This is a genomic window from Salmonella sp. 741265050_HSA (genome assembly GCF_046569445.1).
GTDB classification, from domain to species: domain Bacteria; phylum Pseudomonadota; class Gammaproteobacteria; order Enterobacterales; family Enterobacteriaceae; genus Salmonella; species Salmonella enterica.
In genome coordinates, this window is the sequence record NZ_JBKFSV010000002.1 from 1 (window position 1) to 24,690 (window position 24,690).

The window sequence follows — 24,690 nt, forward strand, 5'->3', positions numbered from 1 at the left end:
TGGCTTAAAGCTGAAAGCTTTCCGGAACCCCCAGCCTAGCTGGGGGTTTTCCATAGACAAAAAAAGCCCGGTATTAAACCGGGCTTAAACATTTTTGCAGAAATTATTCCAACCATTCGGTATGGAAAATGCCTTCTTTATCAGTACGTTTATAGGTGTGCGCACCAAAGTAGTCACGCTGCGCCTGAATTAAGTTAGCTGGCAGTACTGCGGCGCGATAGCTGTCATAGTAGGCCACTGCCGCAGAGAATGTCGGCACCGGAATGCCGTTCTGCACCGCGTAAGCCACAACATCACGCAGCGCCTGCTGGTACTCATCAGCAATTTTCTTGAAGTAAGGCGCTAACAGCAAATTGGCAATACCGGCGTTTTCTGCGTAAGCATCGGTAATCTTCTGCAGGAACTGAGCGCGAATGATACAGCCCGCACGGAAAATCTTAGCAATCTCGCCGTAGTTAAGATCCCAGTGATATTCATCAGACGCGGCGCGTAGCTGCGAGAAGCCCTGCGCATAGGAGACGATCTTGCCAAGATACAGCGCACGACGCACTTTCTCGATAAATTCCGCTTTGTCGCCTGCCGGCTGCGCTTTCGGTCCGGAGAGCACTTTAGATGCGGCAACACGTTGCGCTTTCAGCGAAGAGATGTAACGCGCAAAGACAGATTCGGTAATCAGCGACAGCGGTTCGCCCAGATCCAGCGCGCTCTGGCTGGTCCATTTACCGGTCCCTTTGTTGGCGGCTTCATCAAGAATGACATCCACCAGGTAGTTTCCGTCTTCATCTTTTTTAGTGAAGATGTCTTTAGTGATGTCGATCAGATAACTGCTCAGCTCGCCGTTATTCCACTCAGTAAAAGTGTTCGCCAACTCTTCATTGCTGAGGTTCAGGCCGCCTTTCAGCAGGGAGTAAGCTTCAGCGATAAGCTGCATATCGCCATATTCAATACCATTGTGGACCATCTTGACGTAGTGACCCGCGCCATCGGCGCCTATATAGGTCACGCACGGTTCGCCATCTTCCGCCACGGCAGCAATCTTCGTCAGGATCGGAGCCACCAGTTCATAGGCATCTTTCTGACCGCCAGGCATGATAGATGGCCCTTTCAGCGCGCCCTCTTCACCACCGGAAACGCCGGTACCGATAAAGTTAAAACCTTCCGCAGACAGCTCGCGATTGCGACGGATTGTGTCCTGGAAGAAGGTATTACCGCCATCAATAATGATATCGCCTTTTTCCAGATACGGTTTCAGCGAATCGATAGCTGCATCAGTACCTGCGCCCGCTTTCACCATTAACAGGATACGACGAGGCGTTTCGAGGGATTCAACAAACTCTTTCGCCGTGTAATAAGGCACCAGCTTTTTGCCGGGATTCTCGGCAATCACTTCTTCGGTCTTTTCACGGGAGCGGTTGAAAACGGAGACGGTATAACCACGGCTTTCGATGTTGAGCGCGAGGTTGCGCCCCATCACTGCCATACCGACGACGCCGATCTGTTGCTTGGACATTACATACTCCTGTCAGGTGTGGAAACCCTGCCACAAACGGTCATGGCAGGTTAAAGGTGAATAGTATGTTAACTCAAAGGTATGATATTAAGGTAGCGATTGATGCGTTCAGATTTTACGCAGGCTATTTTATACAATTATTATTCAGTACTTCTCAATAAGCTTAATACGCACCATCTCGCCGCAAAACAACTTTCGCTGTTTTAAACAGAATGGCAATATCATTCCAAAGCGTCCAGTTTTTAACATACCATGAATCAAAATAAACACGGGTGTCATAATCAACATCATTACGCCCACTCACTTGCCATAGACCTGTCATGCCCGGTTTTGCCATCAAATAATAATCAACATCATCACAATAACGCTCCAGTTCATCCGAAACGATAGGTCGTGGTCCAACCAGGCTCATATCACCTTTTAGTACATTAAAAAGTTGTGGCAACTCATCAAGGCTAGTTTTACGTATAAATCGACCTACAGCTGTGATTCGAGGATCATTTTTCAGTTTAAAATCTTTTTCCCATTCAGCCCTGGCAATAGGATCGTTAGCCAAAAGTTCTTTTAGTACCTCTTGAGAATTCATAACCATAGAACGAAATTTATAGCATGGAAAAAGTTTTCCATGCCGACCTACTCGCTGGTGACCATAAATAGCCGGACCACCATCTCGAGTAACTTTATACCACAGATAAATCATAAGTGGTGATGCAATTATAAGAATTATTATTGAACAAACAATATCAAATGTCCGTTTGAGAAAACGGGACGACCTTTTAGCCAAGTTATTTTGTATCCTTAATAACATAACTTCATGGCTAAAGATAAAAGACATATCAGTATTATATAATGGCAATCCTCTAAACGAGGGGACTACAGTAACAGAACGACAATGATGTTTTGAAAGTTCACGTAGCCAAAAATGTGTTTTCTCCAACTCGGTGTATTCATAAGCAAGGATATAATGGACATCACCTGTACGATTTAAATCCCAAATAGTCTCAGTGTCCTTTATCACCGGCAACATATTTATTTCAGCATCTGACGCATCCGTATCAAAAAAAGCGATAACATCAAACCCCATCATCTCCTCACTTTGCAGCGCAGAATATGCACCACGAGCATTCTGTCCGCTCCCCAGGATGATAGTTTTTTTCTTCCAGATACCTAGCTTGTTCAATAAATGCTTTGTAAGTGCGCGAAAAAAAGGCACCAAGATTAGGGCAAAAGTCCAACAAAACACCCAGACATAGCGTGAAAACTGCCATTTTGTAAACGCAATCAGAGCCAAATCAAATATAGCAAAAATAACTATCGTACGAAAAATTTCTTTTAACTCATACCAAAATGGCTTGCGGTATGTATAATGTCGCAAACGAATCCAAAACCAACCGACACATACTACTGACAAAATAAAATGAGTAATAACTCTTGTATCTAATTGGTCTTGAGGAATAAATCGCTGTACTTGATCAAAAATAAAATAGACACATCCTAATGAAAGCCATAAGGCTAAATTAAAAAAAATCAAATCCGATATAGCCAAAAAAATTTTACATAGCTGTGGATTATACTTATTATCAATATTATCCATTTAATCCTCACCCTCTGACCGTGCATAATGTAAATAAAATAGGCATATTAAGTAAATAACATTCAATTCTTTTACAGCAAGCATCGTTTTTTAATATTAGCAAGCGTTGTATTTACAAGATCCTGAGCTCTATTTAATAAATTAGCTTCTGCATAGCAGCGTAACTCAGGTGCATTACCAGAAGCGCGCAAATGCACAATACATCCATCACGTAAGGTAATTCGCATACCATCTGTCATATCTGTAGAAATTGCACCTTCATTCTCCAAGCCAATATAGCTTAAGAGGTTGCTCAGATTTTCTCTGCCCATACTAATTAAGGATTGGCTTTTATCAGTCGTAATCCCCTGTAATCTGTCAGAATGGGTGTAACGAGTTGGGAGTTCATTGACTAAAGCGCTAATGCTGGTATTCCTACTTTTGTAAAGCAGCATTATTGCTGGTAATACAGCATCACGAGTTGGTAAGGCATGAAGATTCTGCTCGTTAATACAGATATCGCTTCCTAATAAAAAACCGCCATTGGCTTCAAAACCGACAATACGACTATAACTCCGCGATAATTCATTAAAAGCTTCGATAACATAAGGCGAGCCAATTTTTGTAAGCTTAACATGTTTAAAAAAGCGGCCAGAAGAAATTATGCTGTTACAACTAACAGGAATAGCGACGGCTTCTGCATCCAATGCAAGTGAACATAATAGACCTAGTATATCGCCTCTTAGCCACTCACCGGCCTCATCAGCAATAAGAGGGCGATCACCATCCCCATCTGTCGAGAATATGGCATCTAAATCGAACTCTTTAGCCCATGAGCGAGCTTTTTCCCGATCCTCTTTGCTTACAGCCTCTGTATCTATAGGTACAAAGCTATCGCTTCTACCCAAGCTAACGACTTCAGCCCCCAATGCAATAAATAAAGGCTTATAAAGATCACGCCCAGCGCTTGAATGTTCATAAATACCAATACGCTTATTTTTCAGGAATGGAGTAGAAAATAAAGATGTATAACGAGATATATAATTAACAGCAGCCATTTCTGAAACTATGAGTTCTTTAAGCTCTAAATGGCTACACGTATCTTCAACACTAAGGATCGCAGCCTCATCATGTTTCGTGATTTCACCATCAGGACGATAAAACTTGAGGCCGTTCCGCTCGAATGGAATATGACTTCCCGTAACCATTATCGCAGGCATATTGTCAGACATAGACTGAAAGGCCAAAGCTGGGGTTGGTACCACTCCATAAAAAATACAGTTAACGCCTTTATCCGCCAATGCAGCAGCACACGCCTGAGCCATCCCATAACTACTTGGACGATTATCTATTGCCAATGCTACGGTATCAAAGGAAAAATGTTCCTGCATAACCGCAATAAATGAAACCGTAAAAGCAGCACATACCTGAGGTGTAAAATCTTTTACAAGACCGCGAGCCCCACTCGTTCCAAACACAATACCTGATGAATAAATAACATCACGGCTATTATTAACTACGTTCATTAGTCCACTCCTTCGAAAATCCAGAACGTTGTTCTAAACGAATAATATCATCCTCACCAAGATAGGTACCTGATTGAATCTCAATTAACTTCAGGGGGATCATTCCAGGATTTTCCAGCGCGTGAATAGTATCCGGAGGAATAAATGTTGATTCATTTTCAGAAACCATATAAATCTGCTCTCCCTTTGTAACACGAGCAGTCCCGGATAATACTATCCAATGCTCAGCCCGGTGGTGATGCATCTGCGCCACAAATTTCTCACCCGGCTTAACAGTGATACATCGAACGAGGTAATTTTTGCCGCTATCAATCACATTATATTTTCCCCAGGGGCGGAAAACTTCTTGATGTTGTTTATATTCGTTCCTATCATTTCGTTTTAAATAATCGACAATTTTTTTAACATCTTGTACTGTATCTTTATTGGCCACCAGTAAGGCGTCTGTTGTTTGAACAATGACAAGATTGCTTACACCAATCGCACTTATAAACATATCTTCGGAATAAATGTAATTATCATTACAAGCATGTGCGAAGATATCTCCTTTTAAAACATTTCTCTGATGATCTTTATTCGATATATCCCATAGAGAGGACCAGGATCCCACATCCGACCAGCCAGCGCTCATTGGTATAACCACGGCATGCTGTGTGTGCTCCATAACTGCATAATCGATAGAATCACTCGGGCATGACATAAACTCTTCTTTATCAATACGAATAAAATCAAGATCGGGATTTATATGACCTACCGCCTTTTCACAAGCTTTATAAATTTCAGGTGATAAGTACTTCAATTCGTTTAAATAAGAACTTGCACGAAATAAAAACATACCGCTATTCCAGTAATATTTCCCTGATTTGAAATAGTCACTGGCGGTATCGATATCCGGTTTCTCCACAAATTCAGCCACTGCATAAGCGTTATTTCCTATCAACTCACCACGACGAATATATCCATAACCCGTTTCAGCATGCGTTGGAACAATACCAAAAGTTACAAGCTTACCATTTGCGGCGTATTCTTCAGCACGTCTGACAGCTTTCGTAAAAGCTATATCATCCTGGATCACATGATCTGCAGCAAGAACCAACAAAAGAGGATCAGCATTATCAGCATTCTGGAGCGCACAAAACGCGGCAAGAGCGATCGCTGGTGCAGTATTACGGCCTACCGGTTCGAGAATAATATTATTTGCTAACTTGTCAATTTCACGGAGTTGTTCAGCGACTAAGAAACGGTGTCTGTCATTGCAAATGACAACGGGTTCTTCTGTAGAAAGTGAAGCTAATCGCTTTATAGTATTTTGCAGCATTGATAGTTTACCTTCAACGCTTAGAAACTGCTTCGGATGATATTCGCGTGAAAGCGGCCATAAACGGCTACCTGTGCCGCCAGCCATAATTACGGGAAGAACAGACATTTATTTTATCTCTTTTGACGAAGAATACTGGATATTATTCCAATAACTCTTGTACATGCTAAAATAGCGACATGTAGACAACGGTAAAGATTGCCAATGCTTGCCTAATTTGTAACCCAGGAATTTAGCAAAAGTTGTTAATAAAGCTCTTGGAATCCAGAGCGGTGCATTTTTAAGCAGGAATTGAATCTCTGATTTTACGAAGCGGAAACCCTCACCACCGGCTCCGCCAAAGTCACGCTGAATCCACGGAGAACAAGCATGAAATACACCAGTATCAAAATATCGTTGAAACTCTTCTCGCGGGGTATAATTATGGGAGTGTCTTACCACCGCTTCAGCGCAGTAGGCAACCTTATAACCCGCCTGAATCATCTTAGCCGCCATAAACATATCCTCGGCAAGAATTGTATGTTCAGGAAACCCACTTAACTCTTCAAAAACGGAACGGCGATAGGCAGCAAAAGAATTGGACATAAATACAGTTTTAATACCCAATTTTTCTATATCTGCCTTACTTTTAACAATAGATTTTGAACTATAATTAAAATTTCTGGCATGCACTGCAAGGGGATTAGCATCTTTATGAGGAAGTTGTCTACCACAAACCGCTGCTATCAATGGATCTGAAAAATAATAAACCAAATTTTTAATTGCATCCGAATCCGCGAGAATTGCATCTTGCGTTAGAAAAATTATAACATCAGCGTCCAGATTTTTTGCAACTGCTAAATTTCTGGTTCCTCCATGATTAAAATCTTTAGAGTCAATATTAAATATTGATATATTTTTCAGGTCTGAGGCTAACGGAACCGTTTCATCTTTAGAACCTGAGTCTATAACAATCAATTTATCCGGATATATAGTTTGCTGCTTAATCGCATCCAGAACATTAGGCCAAAGCGACCCTGCATTATATGTGGGAATAATTAATGTTATTTTCATTTATTTTGATTCCGCCAACCAATTGCCAACCATCTGCTTCATATTATCAAAATCATACCGTGCGACATAGTTGTTAAATCGGGAAATTACATCAGGCAACTGCTCTATATTTTTAATTGCACTCTGCCAGCTTTTTTCATCATCCGGATTCACATATAATGCACCATTGGTTAACACTTCATGAAATACTGGTATATCGGTCACTATAACTGGAGTATTTGATGCCATCGCTTCAATAGGAGGTATGCCAAAACCCTCATCAATAGATGGATAAACAAGCGCGTAGGCTTTAGAATATAAAACTTTTAATTCATTAAATGAGACTTCATGTAAAAAAGTCACTTTATCTGTTAGTTCCAGATCAACGACCATTTGTTGGAGAGACATTGCATAGTCGGTACGACCACATACAATAATTAAATTATAAGAGTCAGACCAAACTTTTTTATTTTTTATGAATGAATGAATATTTTTATGTGGCCAACTTGCTCCAACAGCTAAAAAGTAATTCTCTTTTTCTTTTTTTTGTATAAAATCAGATTTATTAACGCTGTTATAAATTACTGATATTTTCTCACTATCTACATTATAAGTTTTAGCAATGCTATCTTTAACGGTATAAGATACCGTTAAAATATGCTTACATCGCTTAACGGACATTTTTAATAAAAAGCGAAAATACACTTTCTGAATAAAACTATCTGGATAATAAAAAGGTCTTATATCATGTACGGTTATCGTTTGGTTTCTCAGTAAGGGGATAGTGTGATGCGTAGTACACACCAATTTTTTATTACCAAACTTAATTAAAACCCTCAGCGCAAGCCAGTAACTATATACATACCATACTAATGGTCTAAGTCGCGATGTTTTTGATGTGTTGCTAACAATATTCGGAACAGTAACTACTGCATAACCGAGCTTTTCAAAATAATCAGCGTGTACCTTGCTACAGATTATTGCGTCAACATCAGCTATTTCTCGCAGTGCCGTTAAAAATTTAATCGAGTATTGCCACATTCCCGTACCACTTTTACCTAAACGTGATAGGTTTACGATCATTGAATAGCTCTCCGTTTTTCCATACGCATCTTTAAAGCAATAATTATAAGGATAAATAATATTACGAAGCTTACACTAGGTGTAATTGTTAATAATAGAGTTAATGTAATACCGGCAGTAAAACACCACAAAAATAATCATAAGGGAAATATATTATTATACTAACATTCCCAGAAAAAACATCTAAGTAGTTAAGCTATCCAAATTTATTTATATATATCAAATATGATTTTTCATTAAAAAGAAAAGTTCGTAACGTAAATCTAGCTGAATCCAGAAAGGTTAAATCTACATTTAATCTCAATATAATAACTTACTACTATTTAATTATCCGTTTAGTAAGATTCTTAAGCACGGTAATATTTTTCACTGCATATGCTAGTTTCCCAAATCGAAGTACAGTGTTAATCATATTTTTATTACAACCTAGCTTTGCATAAAATTCAGATAAATCTCTTTTTTCATCACTATTGCCATAACATGCCATAGCCAAAGTTGTATATAACCATGGTCTCTCTTTTAGCAAAACATTTTCAAATGCTAGTTTTAAAGATATATTTTTACTGTAAAAATCATTAGCTAATTTTAAATATGCAATAAAATCAATTAATATTCGTCTGGCCTTTCCTTTCTTCTCGAAACTATCATTATCTCCTCGACATATTACGAGTGGTTTTGATATATAATGCAAAAGGCACCCAGGCGTATTAAATACGCTCATCATGATAAATACATGAGGATAGGAAGTGCCAATATAGGACGCATCAAAATCAATGGCATCCCATCGTTCTTTTTTTACTATTAAAGAACTTAGATAGCTAAATACACCACCAATAGATAAGCATCTACTGAGATAGATTTCCCTATCTAAATTATTATTAAACACATAAAGCTCATCATCTGTTCTGAGCCAGGAACGATGAGGATTTCTAATCTCAACTAAATCACAGCCGGTCTCTTTTCTGTCACATAAATATATATCTGCTTGAGAATCGAGATAAGTTTGTAATATCGCTAACGAGTCTTTCGCAAGAGCATCATCACTGCCAAATATCCAACAATAATCCCCATTCGCAAGGGATACTGAAGCAAGAAAATTCCTATCCGGTCCAAGGTTAACGCTATTGCGCCGATATATTATTGGGAAATTATAATTATTCCTCCAAACATCAATCATTTCCTCTGTACCATCATTAGAGGCATTATCTGATATACATATCTCAATATCTAAATTAAATTTTTCCTGATTGTTTATACTATTCAACAACTCTTCAAGATATTCTTTTCTATTATAAGTTGGAATACAAAATGATATAAGCATATGATTATCCCTTATTTGCCTTAATTAAGTAAGTTAGTGGAAGCCCCCAAAAAACAGTTAAAGCAAAAGATATAATCAAGCCAAGCAGCACTCCACTGATTCCAAGCGTACTAGAAAAATACCATTGTGCTATTCCACCAATTATTGCTTGTAGTGGTACTAATATCCAAAGTATTTTTAAATAATTCATACTTTGCAATAACATTGCATAAGTGTCACACCAAACGCGAATACAGAAATATATGCCAATTAACATAAAAGATAAAATAGAAACTTGATAATTAATATCTTTGGCTATTACTGAAAATATCTGTTCTTTAAATAAATAAATAAATATTGTACATCCAACAACATATAGTGAGCCAAGCAAAATATTGACACCTATCATTTTGTTAAGTTTTTTCCATTGCTGTTTGACTCTCAATTCAGCACATATAGGCCATAATGCTTGCAAAATAGCAGTATAAATAAAAAAGACTAAACCAAAAATTTTCATCGTTACTGTATATTGGACAATATCAGCAGGAGTTAGCCTTTGAGAAATGACCATATAATCTGTTTGAAGCACCACTATCGATAATAAAGTAAAAAGAAAAAACCCTGAAGATCTACGTAAAATCGCTATATAATGAGATTTTGTTGTTTTAACATGATAAAGCTTTATGTATCTATATACAATATAGCACAATGAAATCATACCCACTGGAAGATACAGGACTATTAGTGATAATTTTATGTCAACTGAGATCCCCCTATAGTATATATATAACAAGCCGAGCATACCTATCATATAAGATAATGCGTTTAATAGATTAGCTTTCCACCCGACCAATTCGGCAAAAAGTATTTTATAAGCAATAGCTCCGATTCCAATAGAACTGAAAACCAGACATGAGGTAAAAAAGAGCATTCTGGTTTTGTCCTGTAATATCTCATGAAAAGAAGAAAGATATTTAGCGGAAATTACCCCAGAAAAAATATAAAATAAAGCAATAAAAAAAATAATAGCTATAAAGCTTAGATGTAATGCTGATTTAATATATGCATCATAACTTTTGTTTTTGGCTCTGCATTCTGATATATAATTTTGCAGTCCTGTACCTATGCCAAAATCAACAGCGCTACACCATACTAATAAACCAGTTAACAAACTAAAGATTGCATATTTCTCTTCACCTAGTATAGAAATAAGATATGAAATACTTGCTAACTGCACCCCGGCAATTATTATTTTGGATAACCATGATGAACCTGCAACAATTAAATGACTCGGAATTTTTAACAATTGAACTTTCACTATGCAATTAAACGACTTAGTTTTTACAACATAACGCGACTAATTTGTTAACGATTTATTTATTAAAAGATCATGAAAATCTCATAACCGTTTCAGTAGTTCTTCAATTCCTTTTTTATAATCGAAATTTGGTTTCCAGCCCATTGCTTTTAAATTTTTATTATTTGCTACAGAGAACATTATTTCATTATCTCTTTGCTCTATCGCACCAAATTCAAATATACTCGATGAACCTGGCATCATAGTATTTTGCAAATAAACCAGAAAATCTTTCAAACTTACCCCAGCACCAGTTCCAACTTGATACTCAGTATATGAAGGTACTTCTTTTCTATTTTCTAATATAGTTAAATAAGCATTTACCACATCATCTACAAAAATAAAGTCTCTTATCTGTTCGCCTGTTGTACATTTCACGCAACTCTGTTTTTTATTTAAGCAGTCGATAATGTATGGAATAAATTTATTTTCACCATCCCCAGGCCCATATACATGCTCTAATCGCATGTTTACAAATGAAATGTCATGCATATTAGCATAATAATGCCCAATTTCATCAAAGTGTCTTTTAGTAATTATATAAGGCCGCATATGTTGATAATTAAAATCTTTCTTGGCAAAAAAACTATCTGTATTTAAAAAGATATCCGCCCGATATTTTATTGCCAAATCAAGAAGCTTTAATGGTTTTATAACATTTGCATCTTCAATATTTATGAGAGATGATGTTTTATGCCCATATTCTGTTGCCAAATGAATGATACCAATTAATGCAGAATCAATTGATAACTCCTCGACTAATAATTCGATATTATCCCAACTGCACCATCTAACATTAGCTAATGCATTACTATTATTTTTTATTACATCTCGAGTGATTGCGACAACTGAAATCCCCGATTTTTTTAGCGCTTCGAGTAAATGCTTACCAATAAAGCCGGAAGCCCCACTGACAATTACATATTCTTTCAAAAAGGTCATCGCAATCACCAGATAGAATAAATTGAATTAGAAATTCAAACCAAAGAACTCTTCAAACTTGCTAACTACATAATCTAAATGCTCTGTAGTCAAGCCTGGATAAATACCAATCCAGAACGTTTGATTCATTATACGGTCGGTATTTGTCAACTCACCCACTACACGATATTTCACATTAGCAAAATACGGTTGGCGAATCAGATTTCCAGCAAACAGTAAACGTGTACCGATTTTTGCTTCATCAAGGAATTTCACCAGTTCGACACGGTTAACACCGCTAGTTTCTTTCAGGGTGATAGGGAAGCCAAACCAGGATGGATCTGATTTCTCTGTTGCTTCTGGTAATTCGAGGAATTCAGTGCAAGATTGCAAGCCCTGTTTCAGATAGGAAAAGTTAGCTTTACGCTGCTCTACAAACTCTTCTACGCGCTCCAACTGAGCCAGACCACATGCTGCCTGCATGTCCGTGATTTTGAGATTATATCCGAGGTGGGAATAAGTATATTTGTGATCATAGCCTTGAGGAAGTGATCCCAATTGCTGACCAAAACGTTTACCGCAGGTGTTATCGCATCCTGGCGCACAATAACAATCCCGGCCCCAGTCACGGAACGACTCAATAATTTTCTTCAGTTCACCTGACTTGGTGAATACAGCACCGCCTTCACCCATTGTGATATGGTGAGCCGGATAAAAACTAACGGTTCCGATGTCACCAAAGGTACCTACCATCTGGCCTTCATAAGTCGTCCCAAGGGCATCACAGCAGTCTTCAATCAACCATAAGTTATATTTATCGGCAATCCGACGAACTTCACTCAGGTTAAATGCATTACCGAGTGTATGAGCGATCATTATCGCTTTTGATTTCTCAGTAACTGCAGCTTCAATGAGAGAGGCATCGATATTATATGTCGGGATATCAACATCCACGAATACCGGTATTAAACCATTCTGGATCGCCGGGTTAACTGTAGTCGGGAAGCCAGCAGCGACAGTAATAACCTCATCACCAGGTTTGAGAGCTCGCTCGCCTAATTTTGGGGAAGTCAGCGCAGTCAGTGCCAGCAAGTTTGCCGAAGAGCCAGATGTAGTCGTTAAAACATGAGGAACCCCAATAAATTCCCCAAGTTTTTTTTCAAAGGCATCATTGAAACGACCAGTAGTTAGCCATCCATCAAGAGACGCCTCAACCATCAATTGTAACTCTTTGGCACCAATAACCTTCCCGGAAGGAGGCACAACGCTTGTACCTGCAACAAAAGGTTTCGGGCTCAATGCCTCATTCGCATACTGAGCGACAAGCTGAGAGATTTGCTCACGCAGGTTATTTGCTGTCATTACTTTGATTCCTTAAACTTATTTTCTTAACGAGTAGTTGCAGACATATAGTCGCTGATTTCACGCTTTGAACAAATCAACATATCTTCGCCGCGAATCCATGCTTTATGCCATTTTACGATGCGACCAAGTGTTTCAGTCAATCCCCAACGCGGATGCCATCCTAATTGCATATTTGCTTTAGAGCAATCCAGTTTCAGGTAATGTGCCTCATGAGGATGATTCTCACCATCCAGTAACCAGCTTGCATCATCACCCCAAAGCGTGACCATCTTGTCAACAATAAATTCGACCGTCTTCGCATCTTCATCACGCGGGCCGAAATTCCATCCTTCAGAAAACTTAGCACCTTCTGTATATAAGCGTTGCGCCACCACAATGTAACCAGAAAGAGGCTCCAGTACATGCTGCCAGGGACGGATAGAATATGGGTTTCGAATAATAACCTGCTGGTTATTTTCAAATGAGCGCAGAATATCGGGAATTAAACGGTCTTTAGCCCAATCGCCTCCGCCTATGACATTACCAGCCCTCACAGACGCCAAACCAACGCCATGTTGCTCATAATTTGCAGGATTGAAGAATGAGTTCCGGAATGCAGACGCGACTAATTCTGCACAACCTTTACTATTAGAGTATGGATCGTACCCTCCCATGGGTTCGTTCTCACGATAGCCCCACACCCACTCACGATTGTCGTAGCACTTATCACTGGTGATATTTACGACTGCCTTTATGTTACCTACTTGCTTAACTGCTTCAAGCAAATGGACAGTACCCATAACATTTGTTGAGTATGTTTCGATTGGCTGTTCATAAGATAGGCGCACTAAAGGCTGGGCTGCCATATGGAAAACAATTTCTGGCTTAAATTCTGCAATAGAATTGCGCAGCTTTTCAAAATCACGAATGTCGCCAATATGAGATTCCATAAGATCATTAAGACGCACTATCTCAAATAAACTTGGAACAGTTGGCGCATCAAGTGCATAGCCTTTTACAATTGCACCCATTTCAGTCAGCCATAGCGAAAGCCAGCTTCCTTTAAAGCCAGTATGGCCGGTAACGAATACACGTTTACCTTGCCAAAAATTTTTATCAATCATCTAGTTACTCCCAGGTTTTCCACGGAGCTTTACCTTTTTCCCACAGCCCTTCGAGGTAAACTTTATCACGTAGGGTATCCATCGGCTGCCAGAAACCTGGGTGTTCAAAAGCCATTAACTCCCCCTGTTGTGCCAATGTCATTAATGGCTCTTGTTCCCAGGTTGTTGCATCGTTATCGATGAGATCGATAACCGATGGATTCAACACAAAGAAACCACCATTGATCATTGCCCCATCACCTTTCGGTTTTTCCTGGAATGACCGGACCTGACCAGCTTGGATATCTAATGCGCCAAAGCGTCCTGGTGGAAAAGTAGCTGTTAAAGTCGCTTTCTTACCGTGAGCCTTATGGAAATCGATAGTCGCTTTGATATCAAGGTCGGCAACGCCATCACCATAAGTAAACAGGAAAGCCTCGTCATCTTTTACGTATTCAGCAACACGTTTCAGACGACCACCAGTCATTGAAGAATCACCCGTATCAACCAATGTGACATTCCATGGTTCAACACGTTTATGGTGAACTTCCATACGGTTTTCAGCCATATGGAATGTTACATCTGACATGTGAAGGAAGTAGTTCGCAAAATATTCTTTAATCACATATCCTTTATAACCACAGCAGATAATAAAATCCTTGATACCATGCACAGAATACATTTTCATAATGTGCCAAAGAATAGGCTTGCCACCAATTTCTACCATCGGTTTTGGTTTTACAATTGTTTCTTCACTTAGTCTGGTACCAAGTCCACCAGCCAGGATGACCGCTTTCATAAATTATCCTCAATATTATTAGATGCGGTAAATGCATCAGAATAGAAATGTTCTACAGAGAGATTTTTCATCATAAAGTCCTTTTTACTGGCATCGATCATCACAGGTGAACCACATGCATATATATCGAAGAACTCTAGAGAATCAAAATCATCCATCACGGCATGATGGACAAATCCCTTTCTTCCCCCCCATTCGGCGTCATCACCAGAAACAACAGGGATATAATGAACGTTGTCGTGCTGTTCACTCCACTGCTGCGGTAATGCAGAGTAAAAATCTTTACTATATTGCATTCCCCAGTAAATGTAGATCTCACGACGACATTTTCCCTGAATGAGATGCTCAACCATTGATTTAACTGGAGCGAATCCAGTACCGCCTGCAAGGAAGATTATAGGTCTGTCACTTTCACGAATAAAAAATGTTCCGCAAGGCCCTTCAATGCGCATAAGAGTATTTTCTTGTAACTCCCCAAAAATGAGCGAACTCATCTGACCATTGGGAACATTCCTTACATGCAACTCAATACCATTCGACTCATCACTATTAGCGATAGAATAACTGCGAGTTACACCTTTATAATGTAAATTGATATACTGCCCTGGAAGGAAGCCAATTTTTGCTGTTGGTGGTGTGCGTAACTTCAAAGTCATAACATCGCCTGAAACCAGTACAGCACTATTTACCTTGCATGGGACAATTTTTTTTGTCTGTCCAGCTAGTTCAGGAAAAAAATGCGCATTTAGCTCAAGGGCGGTTTTAGGTTTACAGCAGCAGGTTAGTATTTTATCACCCTGTCCAAAAATATTACCTTTGGAGTCAACAACTTCTCCCGCCAACAAATCGGACTCACAGATACCACAATCACCCGCTTTGCAGCTATGTTCAAGATGGATGCCAGCCGATAGCGCAGCATCGAGGATTGATTCATCCTCTCTACCGGAAAATTCAATATTTGATGGAAAAATCTTAATAATATGAGACACGATGCTTACTCTGTTAACAAGGCTTGATACAGTAAAGGTGCTGCAGCATCTTTTGCTGAAAGCTCAGGCAGCTGAGAAAAAGGCCATTCAATACCTATTGCCTCATCATTCCATAGAATGCTACCTTCCGATGAAGGTGAGTAATAATTAGTTGCTTTGTACAGAAACTCTGCATACTCACTAAGAGTAACAAAGCCATGAGCAAAACCTTCTGGAATCCAAAGCTGTCGCTTATTCTCAGCAGACAGATTTACACCAACCCATTGACCAAAAGTAGGCGATTCTTTTCGGATATCGACCGCAACATCAAAAACCTCACCGACAGCACAACGAACTAACTTCCCCTGTGCATTTTCTCCTCTCTGAAAATGTAGCCCTCTGAGTACGTTCTTTTTGGATTTTGAATGATTATCTTGAACAAATGTAACTTTACGTCCAATCAACTCTTCAAAGGTCTGCTGGTTATAACTTTCAAAAAAGAATCCCCTCTCATCGCCAAAAACTTTAGGCTCTAAGATCAAGACATCTGGTATTGCTGTTTTAATCACAATCATCACTTATAAACCTTTCACCATCTTCAGCAAATATTTGCCATAATCATTTTTTGATAATGGCCCGGCCAGTTCTATAACCTGTTGTGCATTTATAAAATTTTTACGAAATGCGATCTCTTCCGGGCAGGACACTTTTAGTCCCTGGCGTTCTTCGATGGTTGCAATAAAATTACTGGCCTCTATCAAACTCTGATGCGTCCCTGTATCCAGCCAGGCATAACCACGCCCCATCATAGCGACAGACAATCTTCCCTGCTCCATATAGATACGGTTAATATCCGTGATTTCTAACTCACCGCGAGCGGAAGGCTTAAGATTTTTCGCCATCTCCACCACGCTATTATCATAAAAATACAGCCCCGTTACCGCGTAATTACTCTTCGGTTGTAACGGTTTTTCTTCCAGACTAACGGCTGTACCATTTTGATCAAACTCAACCACACCGTAGCGCTCTGGATCGTTTACATGATAAGCGAAGACGGTAGCACCACTTTCTTTATTAACGGCAGCTTCCATTAACTTTGGTAAATCATGACCATAGAAGATATTGTCACCCAGCACTAATGCACAATCATCATTACCAATGAACTCTTCACCAATAATAAACGCCTGTGCTAAGCCATCCGGGCTTGGCTGTACTTTATATTGAAGATTCAGCCCCCACTGGCTGCCGTCTCCCAGCAGTTGTTGAAAACGCGGCGTGTCCTGTGGCGTACTGATGATCAGGATATCCCGAATGCCTGCCAGCATAAGCGTGGAAAGGGGATAGTAAATCATCGGTTTATCATAAATTGGTAGCAATTGCTTACTTACCGCCATGGTCACCGGATAAAGACGGGTGCCGGAGCCCCCCGCTAAAATAATGCCCTTACGCGTTTTCATTTCCATTTCTCATTCATAGAAAATGCCCTGATGGGCATTTAAATTTATCAGATGGTTGTCGTCGTAAACATTTCAGTCAGCATGCGCTTAACTCCTAATTCCCATTGCGGCAGAATAAGGTCAAAATTACGCTGAAACTTTTCAGTATTGAGACGCGAATTTCCAGGTCTGCTCGCCGGCGTCGGGTAGGCGCTGGTCGGCACAGCATTAAGCTCAGTCAGCGCAAGCGTTATCCCTGCTTTGCGCGCCTCGTCAAAGACTAAGGCCGCGTAGTCATGCCAGGTTGTGGTTCCCCCGGCAACCAGATGGTAAAGACCTGCGACTTCTGGTTTCTTTAACGCCACACGGATCGCATGAGCCGTGCAGTCAGCCAGTAATTCTGCACCGGTTGGCGCACCGTACTGATCGTTGATGACTGAAAGTGTCTGACGCTCTTTCGCCAGACGAAGCATTGTCTTTGCGAAATTATTGCCCTTACCTGCATAAACCCAACTGGTGCGGAAGATAAGATGCTTAGGGCAGTTATCCTGCAGGGCCTTTTCTCCCGCCAGTTTGGTCTTGCCATAGACATTCAGCGGCGACGTAGCGTCCGTTTCCTGCCATGGGATATCGCCGGTACCAGGAAATACATAATCGGTTGAATAATGCACTACCCATGCGCCAGTTTCGTTGGCTGCTTTAGCGATGGCTTCCACACTGGTGGCGTTAAGTAACTGCGCCAGTTCTGGTTCAGACTCTGCTTTATCTACTGCAGTATGGGCTGCTGCGTTAACAATCACATCGGGACGAAGCTTACGAACGGTTTCGGCAACGCCTTTCGGATTGCTAAAATCACCGCAAAACTCTTTTGAATGGACATCCAGGGCAATCAGATTCCCCACTGGTGCCAGAGAACGTTGCAACTCCCAGCCTACTTGCCCTGTCTTACCAAAAAGTAAGATATTCATTACTGGCGTCCTTCATAGTTCTGTTCTATCCAACTCTGATACGCCCCACTTTTAACATTGTTTACCCATTGAGTATTTGCAAGGTACCATTCCACTGTTTTACGAATACCGCTTTCAAAGGTCTCCAGCGGTTTCCAGCCTAATTCGCGGCTAATTTTACCTGCATCAATGGCATAACGACGATCATGGCCCGGACGATCGGCGACATAAGTGATTTGTTCACGATAAGAAGTCGCTTTGGGTACAATTTCATCCAGCAGATCACAGATGGTAAATACCACATCGAGATTTTTCTTCTCATTGTGGCCACCAATGTTATAAGTCTCCCCTGCCTTGCCTTCAGTCACTACCATATGAAGCGCGCGAGCATGATCTTCTACATATAGCCAATCGCGAATCTGATCCCCTTTGCCATAAATTGGCAAAGACTTTCCTTCCAGCGCATTCAAAATGACCAGTGGAATCAGTTTTTCAGGGAAGTGATAAGGGCCATAGTTATTAGAACAATTGGTAACGATCGTTGGTAGACCATAGGTACGCCGCCAGGCACGGACTAAATGATCGCTGGATGCTTTTGACGCAGAATAGGGGCTACTTGGCGCATATGCCGTCGTTTCAGTAAATAACGGCAGCGTAACGCTGTTTTCAACCTCATCAGGATGCGGTAAATCGCCGTAAACTTCATCAGTGGAAATATGATGAAAACGAAAATTATTTTTTTTATCTTCGCCAAGTGCAGACCAGTATTTACGCGCAACTTCAAGAAGTACATAGGTGCCGACGATATTGGTTTCAATAAATGCTGCTGGCCCGGTAATCGAACGGTCCACATGACTTTCCGCAGCCAAATGCATCACCGCGTCCGGCTGGTACTGCTCAAAAATACGCGTTATTTCAGCGGAATCACAAATATCCGCGTGTTCAAAATTGTAGCGATTACTTTCAGAAATATCAGAAAGGGATTCAAGATTACCGGCGTAGGTTAATTTATCAATATTAACTACAGTGTCCTGTGTATTCTTAATAATATGGCGGACAACAGCTGATCCAATAAAACCTGCCCCGCCAGTAATAAGTATCTTCACTTTTCTATTCCATAAGGCGTATTTAATGTGGTATTTAATTTGCCAATAAAAATTAATTGCTCAAGTCGTTACACACGCTACCGCCCCTGGCTCATCAGCTACCAGTGCACTGCGTACATATCGACTTGTTACAAACCTCGCCCAGCAGGGCAAAGCTCACTAAAACTTAAACGCTAATTGTCTTATTAATTGCATCCGGAAACAAGGATTAATCTTATAAAATCAGCATTAAAATGCTCCAGATAACCCCTTGTTACTTAAGCCCTTTATACAAAACTAAAACGGCAGTCAACACTCGTTTCAGCCGACTTGCCGCTTCGAATGTTCACTGCCGTTATTATGTTTATCACCAACCATTTATCACGGTTGTTAATACTTATTCATGCAAAAGCTGCTCTATGCTCTTACGGAACTTCGCTCCTTCTTTCAGGTTGCGTAGCCCGTACTTCACAAATGCCTGCATGTAGCCCATTTTTTTACCGCAGTCATAGCTGTCACCCGTCATTAGCATCGCGTCAACCGACTGTTTTTTTGCCAACTCAGCAATGGCATCGGTGAGCTGGATGCGGCCCCAGGCGCCCGGTTCAGTTCTTTCCAGTTCCGTCCAGATGTCGGCTGAAAGCACATAACGGCCTACCGCCATCAAATCGGAATCCAGCGTCTGCGGCTGATCCGGTTTTTCGATAAACTCCACAATCCGGCTGACTTTGCCTTCATTATCCAGAGGTTCTTTCGTCTGGATAACGGAATACTCCGATAAATCACCTTTCATGCGCTTCGCCAGCACCTGGCTGCGACCCGTTTCATTGAAACGCGCCACCATCGCCGCAAGGTTATAGCGCAGCGGATCGGCGGTAGCATCATCGATAATAATATCCGGGAGTACCACAATGAAAGGGTTATCGCCCACGACCGGACGCGCGCACAGAATAGAGTGCCCCAGCCCTAACGGCTGCGCCTGGCGAACGTTCATAATCGTCACGCCCGGTGGGCAGATAGATTGCACTTCCGCCAAAAGCTGGCGCTTAACGCGCTGCTCAAGAAGTGATTCAAGTTCATAAGAGGTGTCGAAGTGGTTCTCAACGGCGTTTTTAGACGCGTGAGTCACCAGTACGATTTCTTTGATCCCTGCAGCCACAATCTCATCGACAATGTACTGAATCATTGGCTTGTCGACGATCGGTAGCATCTCTTTTGGGATTGCCTTGGTGGCAGGCAACATATGCATACCCAAACCCGCTACCGGTATAACTGCTTTCAAATTCATCATTGTTTCTTCCACCTGTAAAATGGTTGCTGAATTATAGCTCTTTAGCTTGTTTTCGCCAGCATGAATTACTCTGCTGCCAGGGATAATGATGGCACGCTCTACATTACGTCTTAGTCGGCACCATAACATTAAGTATGAACAACTTTTTCCCAGGAATTTTCGTAAAAATAGCGGTACTTACCCTCCCCGCTTCGGCAGCGGAAAATTCACTGCTTCAACATTCACGATTTGGTGATTAATCCTGTCGATATCCACAGAACTCTGCCCGTTTTCATTGATGGCATGAACATTAGCGAGGGAAAGCAGCGTGTCCTGGCGGGCCATAAATTGACCACGGACATCTTTACGCAAATCGAAATGCATTTTTAACGCCGGGCCAATCGCTGAAGTTTGCATCACGTTGATATTACGCAGAAAGAGGTGCTGCGGTTGATTATGCAGTTCCAGCGTAGCACGCGTCATCCGTACATTGGTGATGGCGACAAAAGAGGGGGTGTTACCGGAGGAGATTTGAATGCCGCGTAATTTATAAGCAACCTGGCGGTTATCCAACCGAATAGCGTTTAATTTAAAGTTTTGCGGAATTGACAGGTATTTTCCTTTAGCGACGCCATAGCCGATGAGCATCCCGGCACTATTCGTCATATCAATATTATCAATGACGAAATTATCACAGCCATAAATTGCGATCGTTGCGTTATCAATACCCGCCTTTTTACTGAAATCGGGCGTGATGTTTTTGGCTTTGACATTGCGAATGATGAAATGTTTGCCATTTTCTACGTGTACAAGCTGTCGGCAATCAGATCCGGTAATATTGGCCACCACAAAGTTTTTTACTGCCTGGTCTTCAGGATAACTATTGTCATAGGTGCTACCCGCCAGCCCGATGCCGATCCCCCAGTTGATTTTGCCATTGGTACAATCAATGCGTTCGATGACATGATCGGAAATCAGGATGTCGCGGTCGTGAATCGCGACATTCCACTCAATGGCGTCCCCCTGCAAATCGCTAAAACGGCTATGCGTAATCCGCGCGCCGTCCATTTGGTTATGAAATCCCTGGCGGAGAATGGCGTAGTTGGCGTGGGTAACGGTGATGTCATCGATAATGAGATTACGCATCACCTGCGGCTCCTTACCGCCGATGAAAATTTGCGCGACGGGGCCAAAGCCGCTCATCGTCACGCCTTTAATCACACAGTCCGACCCGCGAACATCCAGCGTCACATTGTGCAGACTGCCGCCCTGCTCCCCCACCACCTGACACCCGTCCTGCAAAATAAACCGTCCCCGGCCATTCCCACGCACCGCGCCCTGTATCCGCAGCGTTTTTCCCGCCGGAATCGTTATCGCCGCATTGATATTTTCACACACCCATCCTGGCGGTACGACCACGGTCTGCCCGTCGGCGAAGGCCTGTTTGAACGAGGCGATACCGTCATCCGCCGGATAATCCTTAATATCGACGGTCTCGCGAGGTTCACGCGCCTGTACCGGCAAGGCGCGCAGAAAAGGAAGAACAGCAAGCGCAGAACCTGCCGTCAGGAGGGTACGTCGGGAGAATTTAGTCGCGGGCATACCACCTCGTTTATATCGTTTGTAGCAGGCTGGCTAACTGGCGATTAATCGCCTGCTGATTAAAATCTTGCGCCACTTTTTCACGGGCGCGCGTGATCACCGACTCCAGCGTGTCGTGGTCAATCCGGCTGAACTCAGCGAGTCGGGCCGCCAGCGCCTGCGCATCGTTTTCCGGCACCAGCCAGCCGGATTTGCCGGCCTCCACCAGTTCCGGAATACCGCTATGCACGGTAGATACCACGGGAATCCCTACCGCCATCGCCTCCATCAGCGCCACCGGAATACCTTCCATATCGCCATCCGTACCGGTAATCGACGGCAGCAAAAAAACATCGGCGTCATCCAGCATCGCCTTCACTTCATGGCTCGGTTTAAACCCCGGCATCTCAATGACATCCTCTAGCTGATACTGCTCGATGAGCGTGCGCAGCCGACGTTCCCACGGGCCAATCCCCAGAATGCGGTAGCGAAACGCCACGCCCTGCGCTTTCAGTTGCCGACAGGCTTCAATCGCCACATGCAGGCCTTTTTTCTCGGTCAGGCGCGCGACGGAAATCATCTCCAGCGGCATCCCTGGCGCTTTCACCGGACGATGAGTAAAACGCGTCATGTCGACGCCCATGCGCGAAACGGCAATCTTTTCCGGCGGGCAGCCCATACTTTTCAGGCGACCGGCCCACAGATCGCTGATGGGCAGCATCAGATCGCCACGACGAAACAACTGCTGATACTCCGGCGTGTAATGACTGAGCACCTCGCGGCTGGAGATATCAATCCCGTGGAAAATAGTCGCTATTTTGCCGCGAAGCACGCCCAGTTCGCGTAGTTTGGCCGCCGTCACGCCCGCCGGACCAAAGTGTGCGATAAACACATCCGCCACAAAAGGCTGGCTCACCTGCGCGCAAATCGCGGAAAGGATCAAATTGCGTGATTCATCGCCATAGCGGGTAAAATTGAGCGCTTTCCAGGTCGCCGCCCGATGCAGCCCCGGCAGCGTTTTACATGCCCGGTAGCGCAGTTTCGCCAGCCGTCCCAGGGGCTCATCCTGTAACCAGCGGGTTTTCGCCGCCAGGCCATACTTCTCCCAGGCGGCGTGAGTATGTTGGGTATCGCCTTTTTGTAACGCGACAATCTCCACCTCATGGCCCATATCAATAAACGCAGTAATCTGATTCAGCACAAAGGTTTCCGATGAGAGTGGAAATTTCAGCAGAAAAAAGCTGACTTTCATTGCGCCTCCCGAATTCTGTCGAGAACGGATTTGATCATCGTGAACCCTTTCGCCCGCTCCTCGGTAACGGCGTTAGCCACTTTTGCCTTTAGCGCAGGCAATTGATTGAGCGTATCGGCCACCACGCTTTGTAATGAACCGTTCAGCAAGTGACGGATATCGATGGCCAATTCCGCCAGGCCTAGCTGCTGCATAATCCCGGCGGATTTATGTTCATAATTAATGGCGATAGCGGGCGTGCCAAAATTCATGGAGATAATGGCGGAATGCAGGCGCGTCCCGATGGTCAGTACGCAGGAGGCGAGGATCTTTCCGATTTCCACGTCATTGAGTTCGTCCATCGCGATATGGAAATGTTCTGAGTCGTTTACATACTTCGCCATCCGTAACGCAACCATCCGGTCATCGCGGTTATAGCGATCGATACTGGTGCAGGTCGACAGCGCCAGTACCTGATAACCGTCCGCAATCAGGCGATTCACGACCTGAGCAAATGCCTGCTCATAGGCCTGCTGAGTGGTGCCCAGGCGTTTATCAAACGGCTCCAGATCGCGCAACGTAATCGCGACGGTTTTGCGGCGCGCGGTGACGTCCAGCCAGTGCTGCACAGCATAACTGGCAACAAACTCGTCGTGACGGCGTTCGACTAACCAGGCGGTATCCACCCCCTGCTCCACTTTCCGGGTATCGATCTGCGCGGCGGTCATCAGATCGCGGCTGACGGTTTCACGCAGGATCAACGCACTGGTGCGTCCAAAAACATAATTGGCGAGCTGGCTAAAGTCAGGGTTCTGGAAAGGGCCGACGCTATGTCCCACCATATAAATTGGTTTGTTCGCCATAAACGCGCACAGCGGATATTCAAAGTGAGTCAAACCGTATAAGTCGACATAGTTTGAACCGCCCACCTGAATGACGGCGTCATACTGCGCAATAAATTGCGCGAATTCGGCAAATTCCGGCGCGATAGCAAAATTACGCAGCGATCCTTCCTGGGCGACTTTAGACAATAAAATTTTATGCTGAAAACGACGACGTAATACTTTTTTCACCCGACCGTTAAGCCCTGCCGCCGCCTGCTGTTTCTGGCTTAACTGATACAGCGGGTCGGCAATAATCGGGCGCCCCTGCAACCAGGCGGAACTCACCGGGAAACGGCTCATCACATCCATCTCCGCCTCTGGCGCCTGTTGACGGATGGCATCAAGCAAACCGCGCATAATGGCGCTATCACCACGGTTGCCGCATGTGTGGTTGCCTAAAATTAATAATTTCATAAATAGCC

General features: G+C 42.7%; 21 protein-coding genes. All 21 read right to left on the bottom strand.

Annotated features, from left to right (window positions below; all coding sequences use genetic code 11):
• Positions 1-103: 103 nt before the first annotated feature.
• On the bottom strand, positions 104-1,510 hold the full coding sequence (gndA, locus tag ACLD4F_RS05730; RefSeq protein ID WP_411010717.1) for an NADP-dependent phosphogluconate dehydrogenase: 1,407 nt from the start codon (positions 1,508-1,510) through the stop codon (positions 104-106).
• A 163-nt stretch (positions 1,511-1,673) separates the two neighbouring features.
• Positions 1,674-3,104, bottom strand: a complete 1,431-nt coding sequence (locus tag ACLD4F_RS05735) for an undecaprenyl-phosphate galactose phosphotransferase (RefSeq protein WP_080094857.1) — start codon at positions 3,102-3,104, stop codon at positions 1,674-1,676.
• 71 nt (positions 3,105-3,175) lie between these two features.
• Entirely contained in the window at positions 3,176-4,609 is a 1,434-nt protein-coding gene (gene rfbK / locus ACLD4F_RS05740; protein WP_061423800.1) for an O-antigen biosynthesis phosphomannomutase RfbK, read from the bottom strand.
• Positions 4,596-6,035: a mannose-1-phosphate guanylyltransferase/mannose-6-phosphate isomerase gene (locus tag ACLD4F_RS05745; RefSeq protein WP_061423798.1), complete on the bottom strand. Its 1,440-nt coding sequence runs from the start codon at positions 6,033-6,035 to the stop codon at positions 4,596-4,598. The genes rfbK and ACLD4F_RS05745 overlap by 14 nt, the downstream gene beginning before the upstream one ends.
• Positions 6,036-6,980, bottom strand: a complete 945-nt coding sequence (gene rfbN / locus ACLD4F_RS05750; RefSeq protein ID WP_061423797.1) for an O antigen biosynthesis rhamnosyltransferase RfbN — start codon at positions 6,978-6,980, stop codon at positions 6,036-6,038.
• On the bottom strand, positions 6,981-8,042 hold the full coding sequence (locus tag ACLD4F_RS05755) for a glycosyltransferase family 4 protein (RefSeq protein WP_080094858.1): 1,062 nt from the start codon (positions 8,040-8,042) through the stop codon (positions 6,981-6,983).
• A gap of 319 nt (positions 8,043-8,361) precedes the next feature.
• Positions 8,362-9,363: an abequosyltransferase RfbV gene (rfbV, locus tag ACLD4F_RS05760; RefSeq protein ID WP_023201599.1), complete on the bottom strand. Its 1,002-nt coding sequence runs from the start codon at positions 9,361-9,363 to the stop codon at positions 8,362-8,364.
• Positions 9,364-9,367: 4 nt separating this feature from the next.
• Positions 9,368-10,660 (bottom strand): MATE family efflux transporter, encoded by a 1,293-nt coding sequence (locus ACLD4F_RS05765; RefSeq protein WP_006497737.1) that lies wholly within the window; start codon positions 10,658-10,660, stop codon positions 9,368-9,370.
• Positions 10,661-10,741: 81 nt separating this feature from the next.
• Complete coding sequence (rfbJ, locus tag ACLD4F_RS05770) at positions 10,742-11,641, bottom strand: CDP-abequose synthase (protein WP_000143399.1); 900 nt, start codon at positions 11,639-11,641, stop codon at positions 10,742-10,744.
• A 27-nt stretch (positions 11,642-11,668) separates the two neighbouring features.
• Positions 11,669-12,982, bottom strand: a complete 1,314-nt coding sequence (gene rfbH / locus ACLD4F_RS05775) for a lipopolysaccharide biosynthesis protein RfbH (RefSeq protein ID WP_000126349.1) — start codon at positions 12,980-12,982, stop codon at positions 11,669-11,671.
• A 26-nt stretch (positions 12,983-13,008) separates the two neighbouring features.
• Complete coding sequence (gene rfbG, locus ACLD4F_RS05780; protein WP_000565903.1) at positions 13,009-14,088, bottom strand: CDP-glucose 4,6-dehydratase; 1,080 nt, start codon at positions 14,086-14,088, stop codon at positions 13,009-13,011.
• Between the two features lie 4 nt (positions 14,089-14,092).
• Entirely contained in the window at positions 14,093-14,866 is a 774-nt protein-coding gene (gene rfbF / locus ACLD4F_RS05785; RefSeq protein ID WP_000648783.1) for a glucose-1-phosphate cytidylyltransferase, read from the bottom strand.
• On the bottom strand, positions 14,863-15,855 hold the full coding sequence (locus ACLD4F_RS05790; protein ID WP_000018226.1) for a CDP-6-deoxy-delta-3,4-glucoseen reductase: 993 nt from the start codon (positions 15,853-15,855) through the stop codon (positions 14,863-14,865). Before ACLD4F_RS05790 ends, rfbF begins: the two co-directional genes overlap by 4 nt.
• A 5-nt stretch (positions 15,856-15,860) precedes the next feature.
• The gene (gene rfbC, locus ACLD4F_RS05795; protein ID WP_080094860.1) at positions 15,861-16,412 is read right to left on the bottom strand and encodes a dTDP-4-dehydrorhamnose 3,5-epimerase; all 552 of its coding nucleotides are present in this window, start codon (positions 16,410-16,412) and stop codon (positions 15,861-15,863) included.
• A complete protein-coding gene (gene rfbA, locus ACLD4F_RS05800) occupies positions 16,413-17,291 on the bottom strand; it encodes a glucose-1-phosphate thymidylyltransferase RfbA (RefSeq protein WP_350368304.1) in 879 nt (292 codons plus the stop codon).
• Between the two features lie 47 nt (positions 17,292-17,338).
• Positions 17,339-18,238, bottom strand: coding sequence for a dTDP-4-dehydrorhamnose reductase (gene rfbD, locus ACLD4F_RS05805; RefSeq protein WP_001023658.1), 900 nt, complete (start codon positions 18,236-18,238; stop codon positions 17,339-17,341).
• Entirely contained in the window at positions 18,238-19,323 is a 1,086-nt protein-coding gene (gene rfbB, locus ACLD4F_RS05810) for a dTDP-glucose 4,6-dehydratase (RefSeq protein ID WP_080094861.1), read from the bottom strand. Before rfbB ends, rfbD begins: the two co-directional genes overlap by 1 nt.
• A gap of 376 nt (positions 19,324-19,699) precedes the next feature.
• Positions 19,700-20,593 (bottom strand): GalU regulator GalF, encoded by an 894-nt coding sequence (gene galF / locus ACLD4F_RS05815; protein ID WP_080094862.1) that lies wholly within the window; start codon positions 20,591-20,593, stop codon positions 19,700-19,702.
• Between the two features lie 177 nt (positions 20,594-20,770).
• Positions 20,771-22,174, bottom strand: coding sequence for a colanic acid biosynthesis protein WcaM (gene wcaM, locus ACLD4F_RS05820; protein ID WP_411010718.1), 1,404 nt, complete (start codon positions 22,172-22,174; stop codon positions 20,771-20,773).
• 10 nt (positions 22,175-22,184) lie between these two features.
• Positions 22,185-23,405, bottom strand: a complete 1,221-nt coding sequence (gene wcaL, locus ACLD4F_RS05825; RefSeq protein WP_411010719.1) for a colanic acid biosynthesis glycosyltransferase WcaL — start codon at positions 23,403-23,405, stop codon at positions 22,185-22,187.
• Positions 23,402-24,682, bottom strand: a complete 1,281-nt coding sequence (gene wcaK / locus ACLD4F_RS05830) for a colanic acid biosynthesis pyruvyl transferase WcaK (RefSeq protein ID WP_094964811.1) — start codon at positions 24,680-24,682, stop codon at positions 23,402-23,404. The genes wcaL and wcaK overlap by 4 nt, the downstream gene beginning before the upstream one ends.
• Between the last annotated feature and the right edge of the window lie 8 nt (positions 24,683-24,690).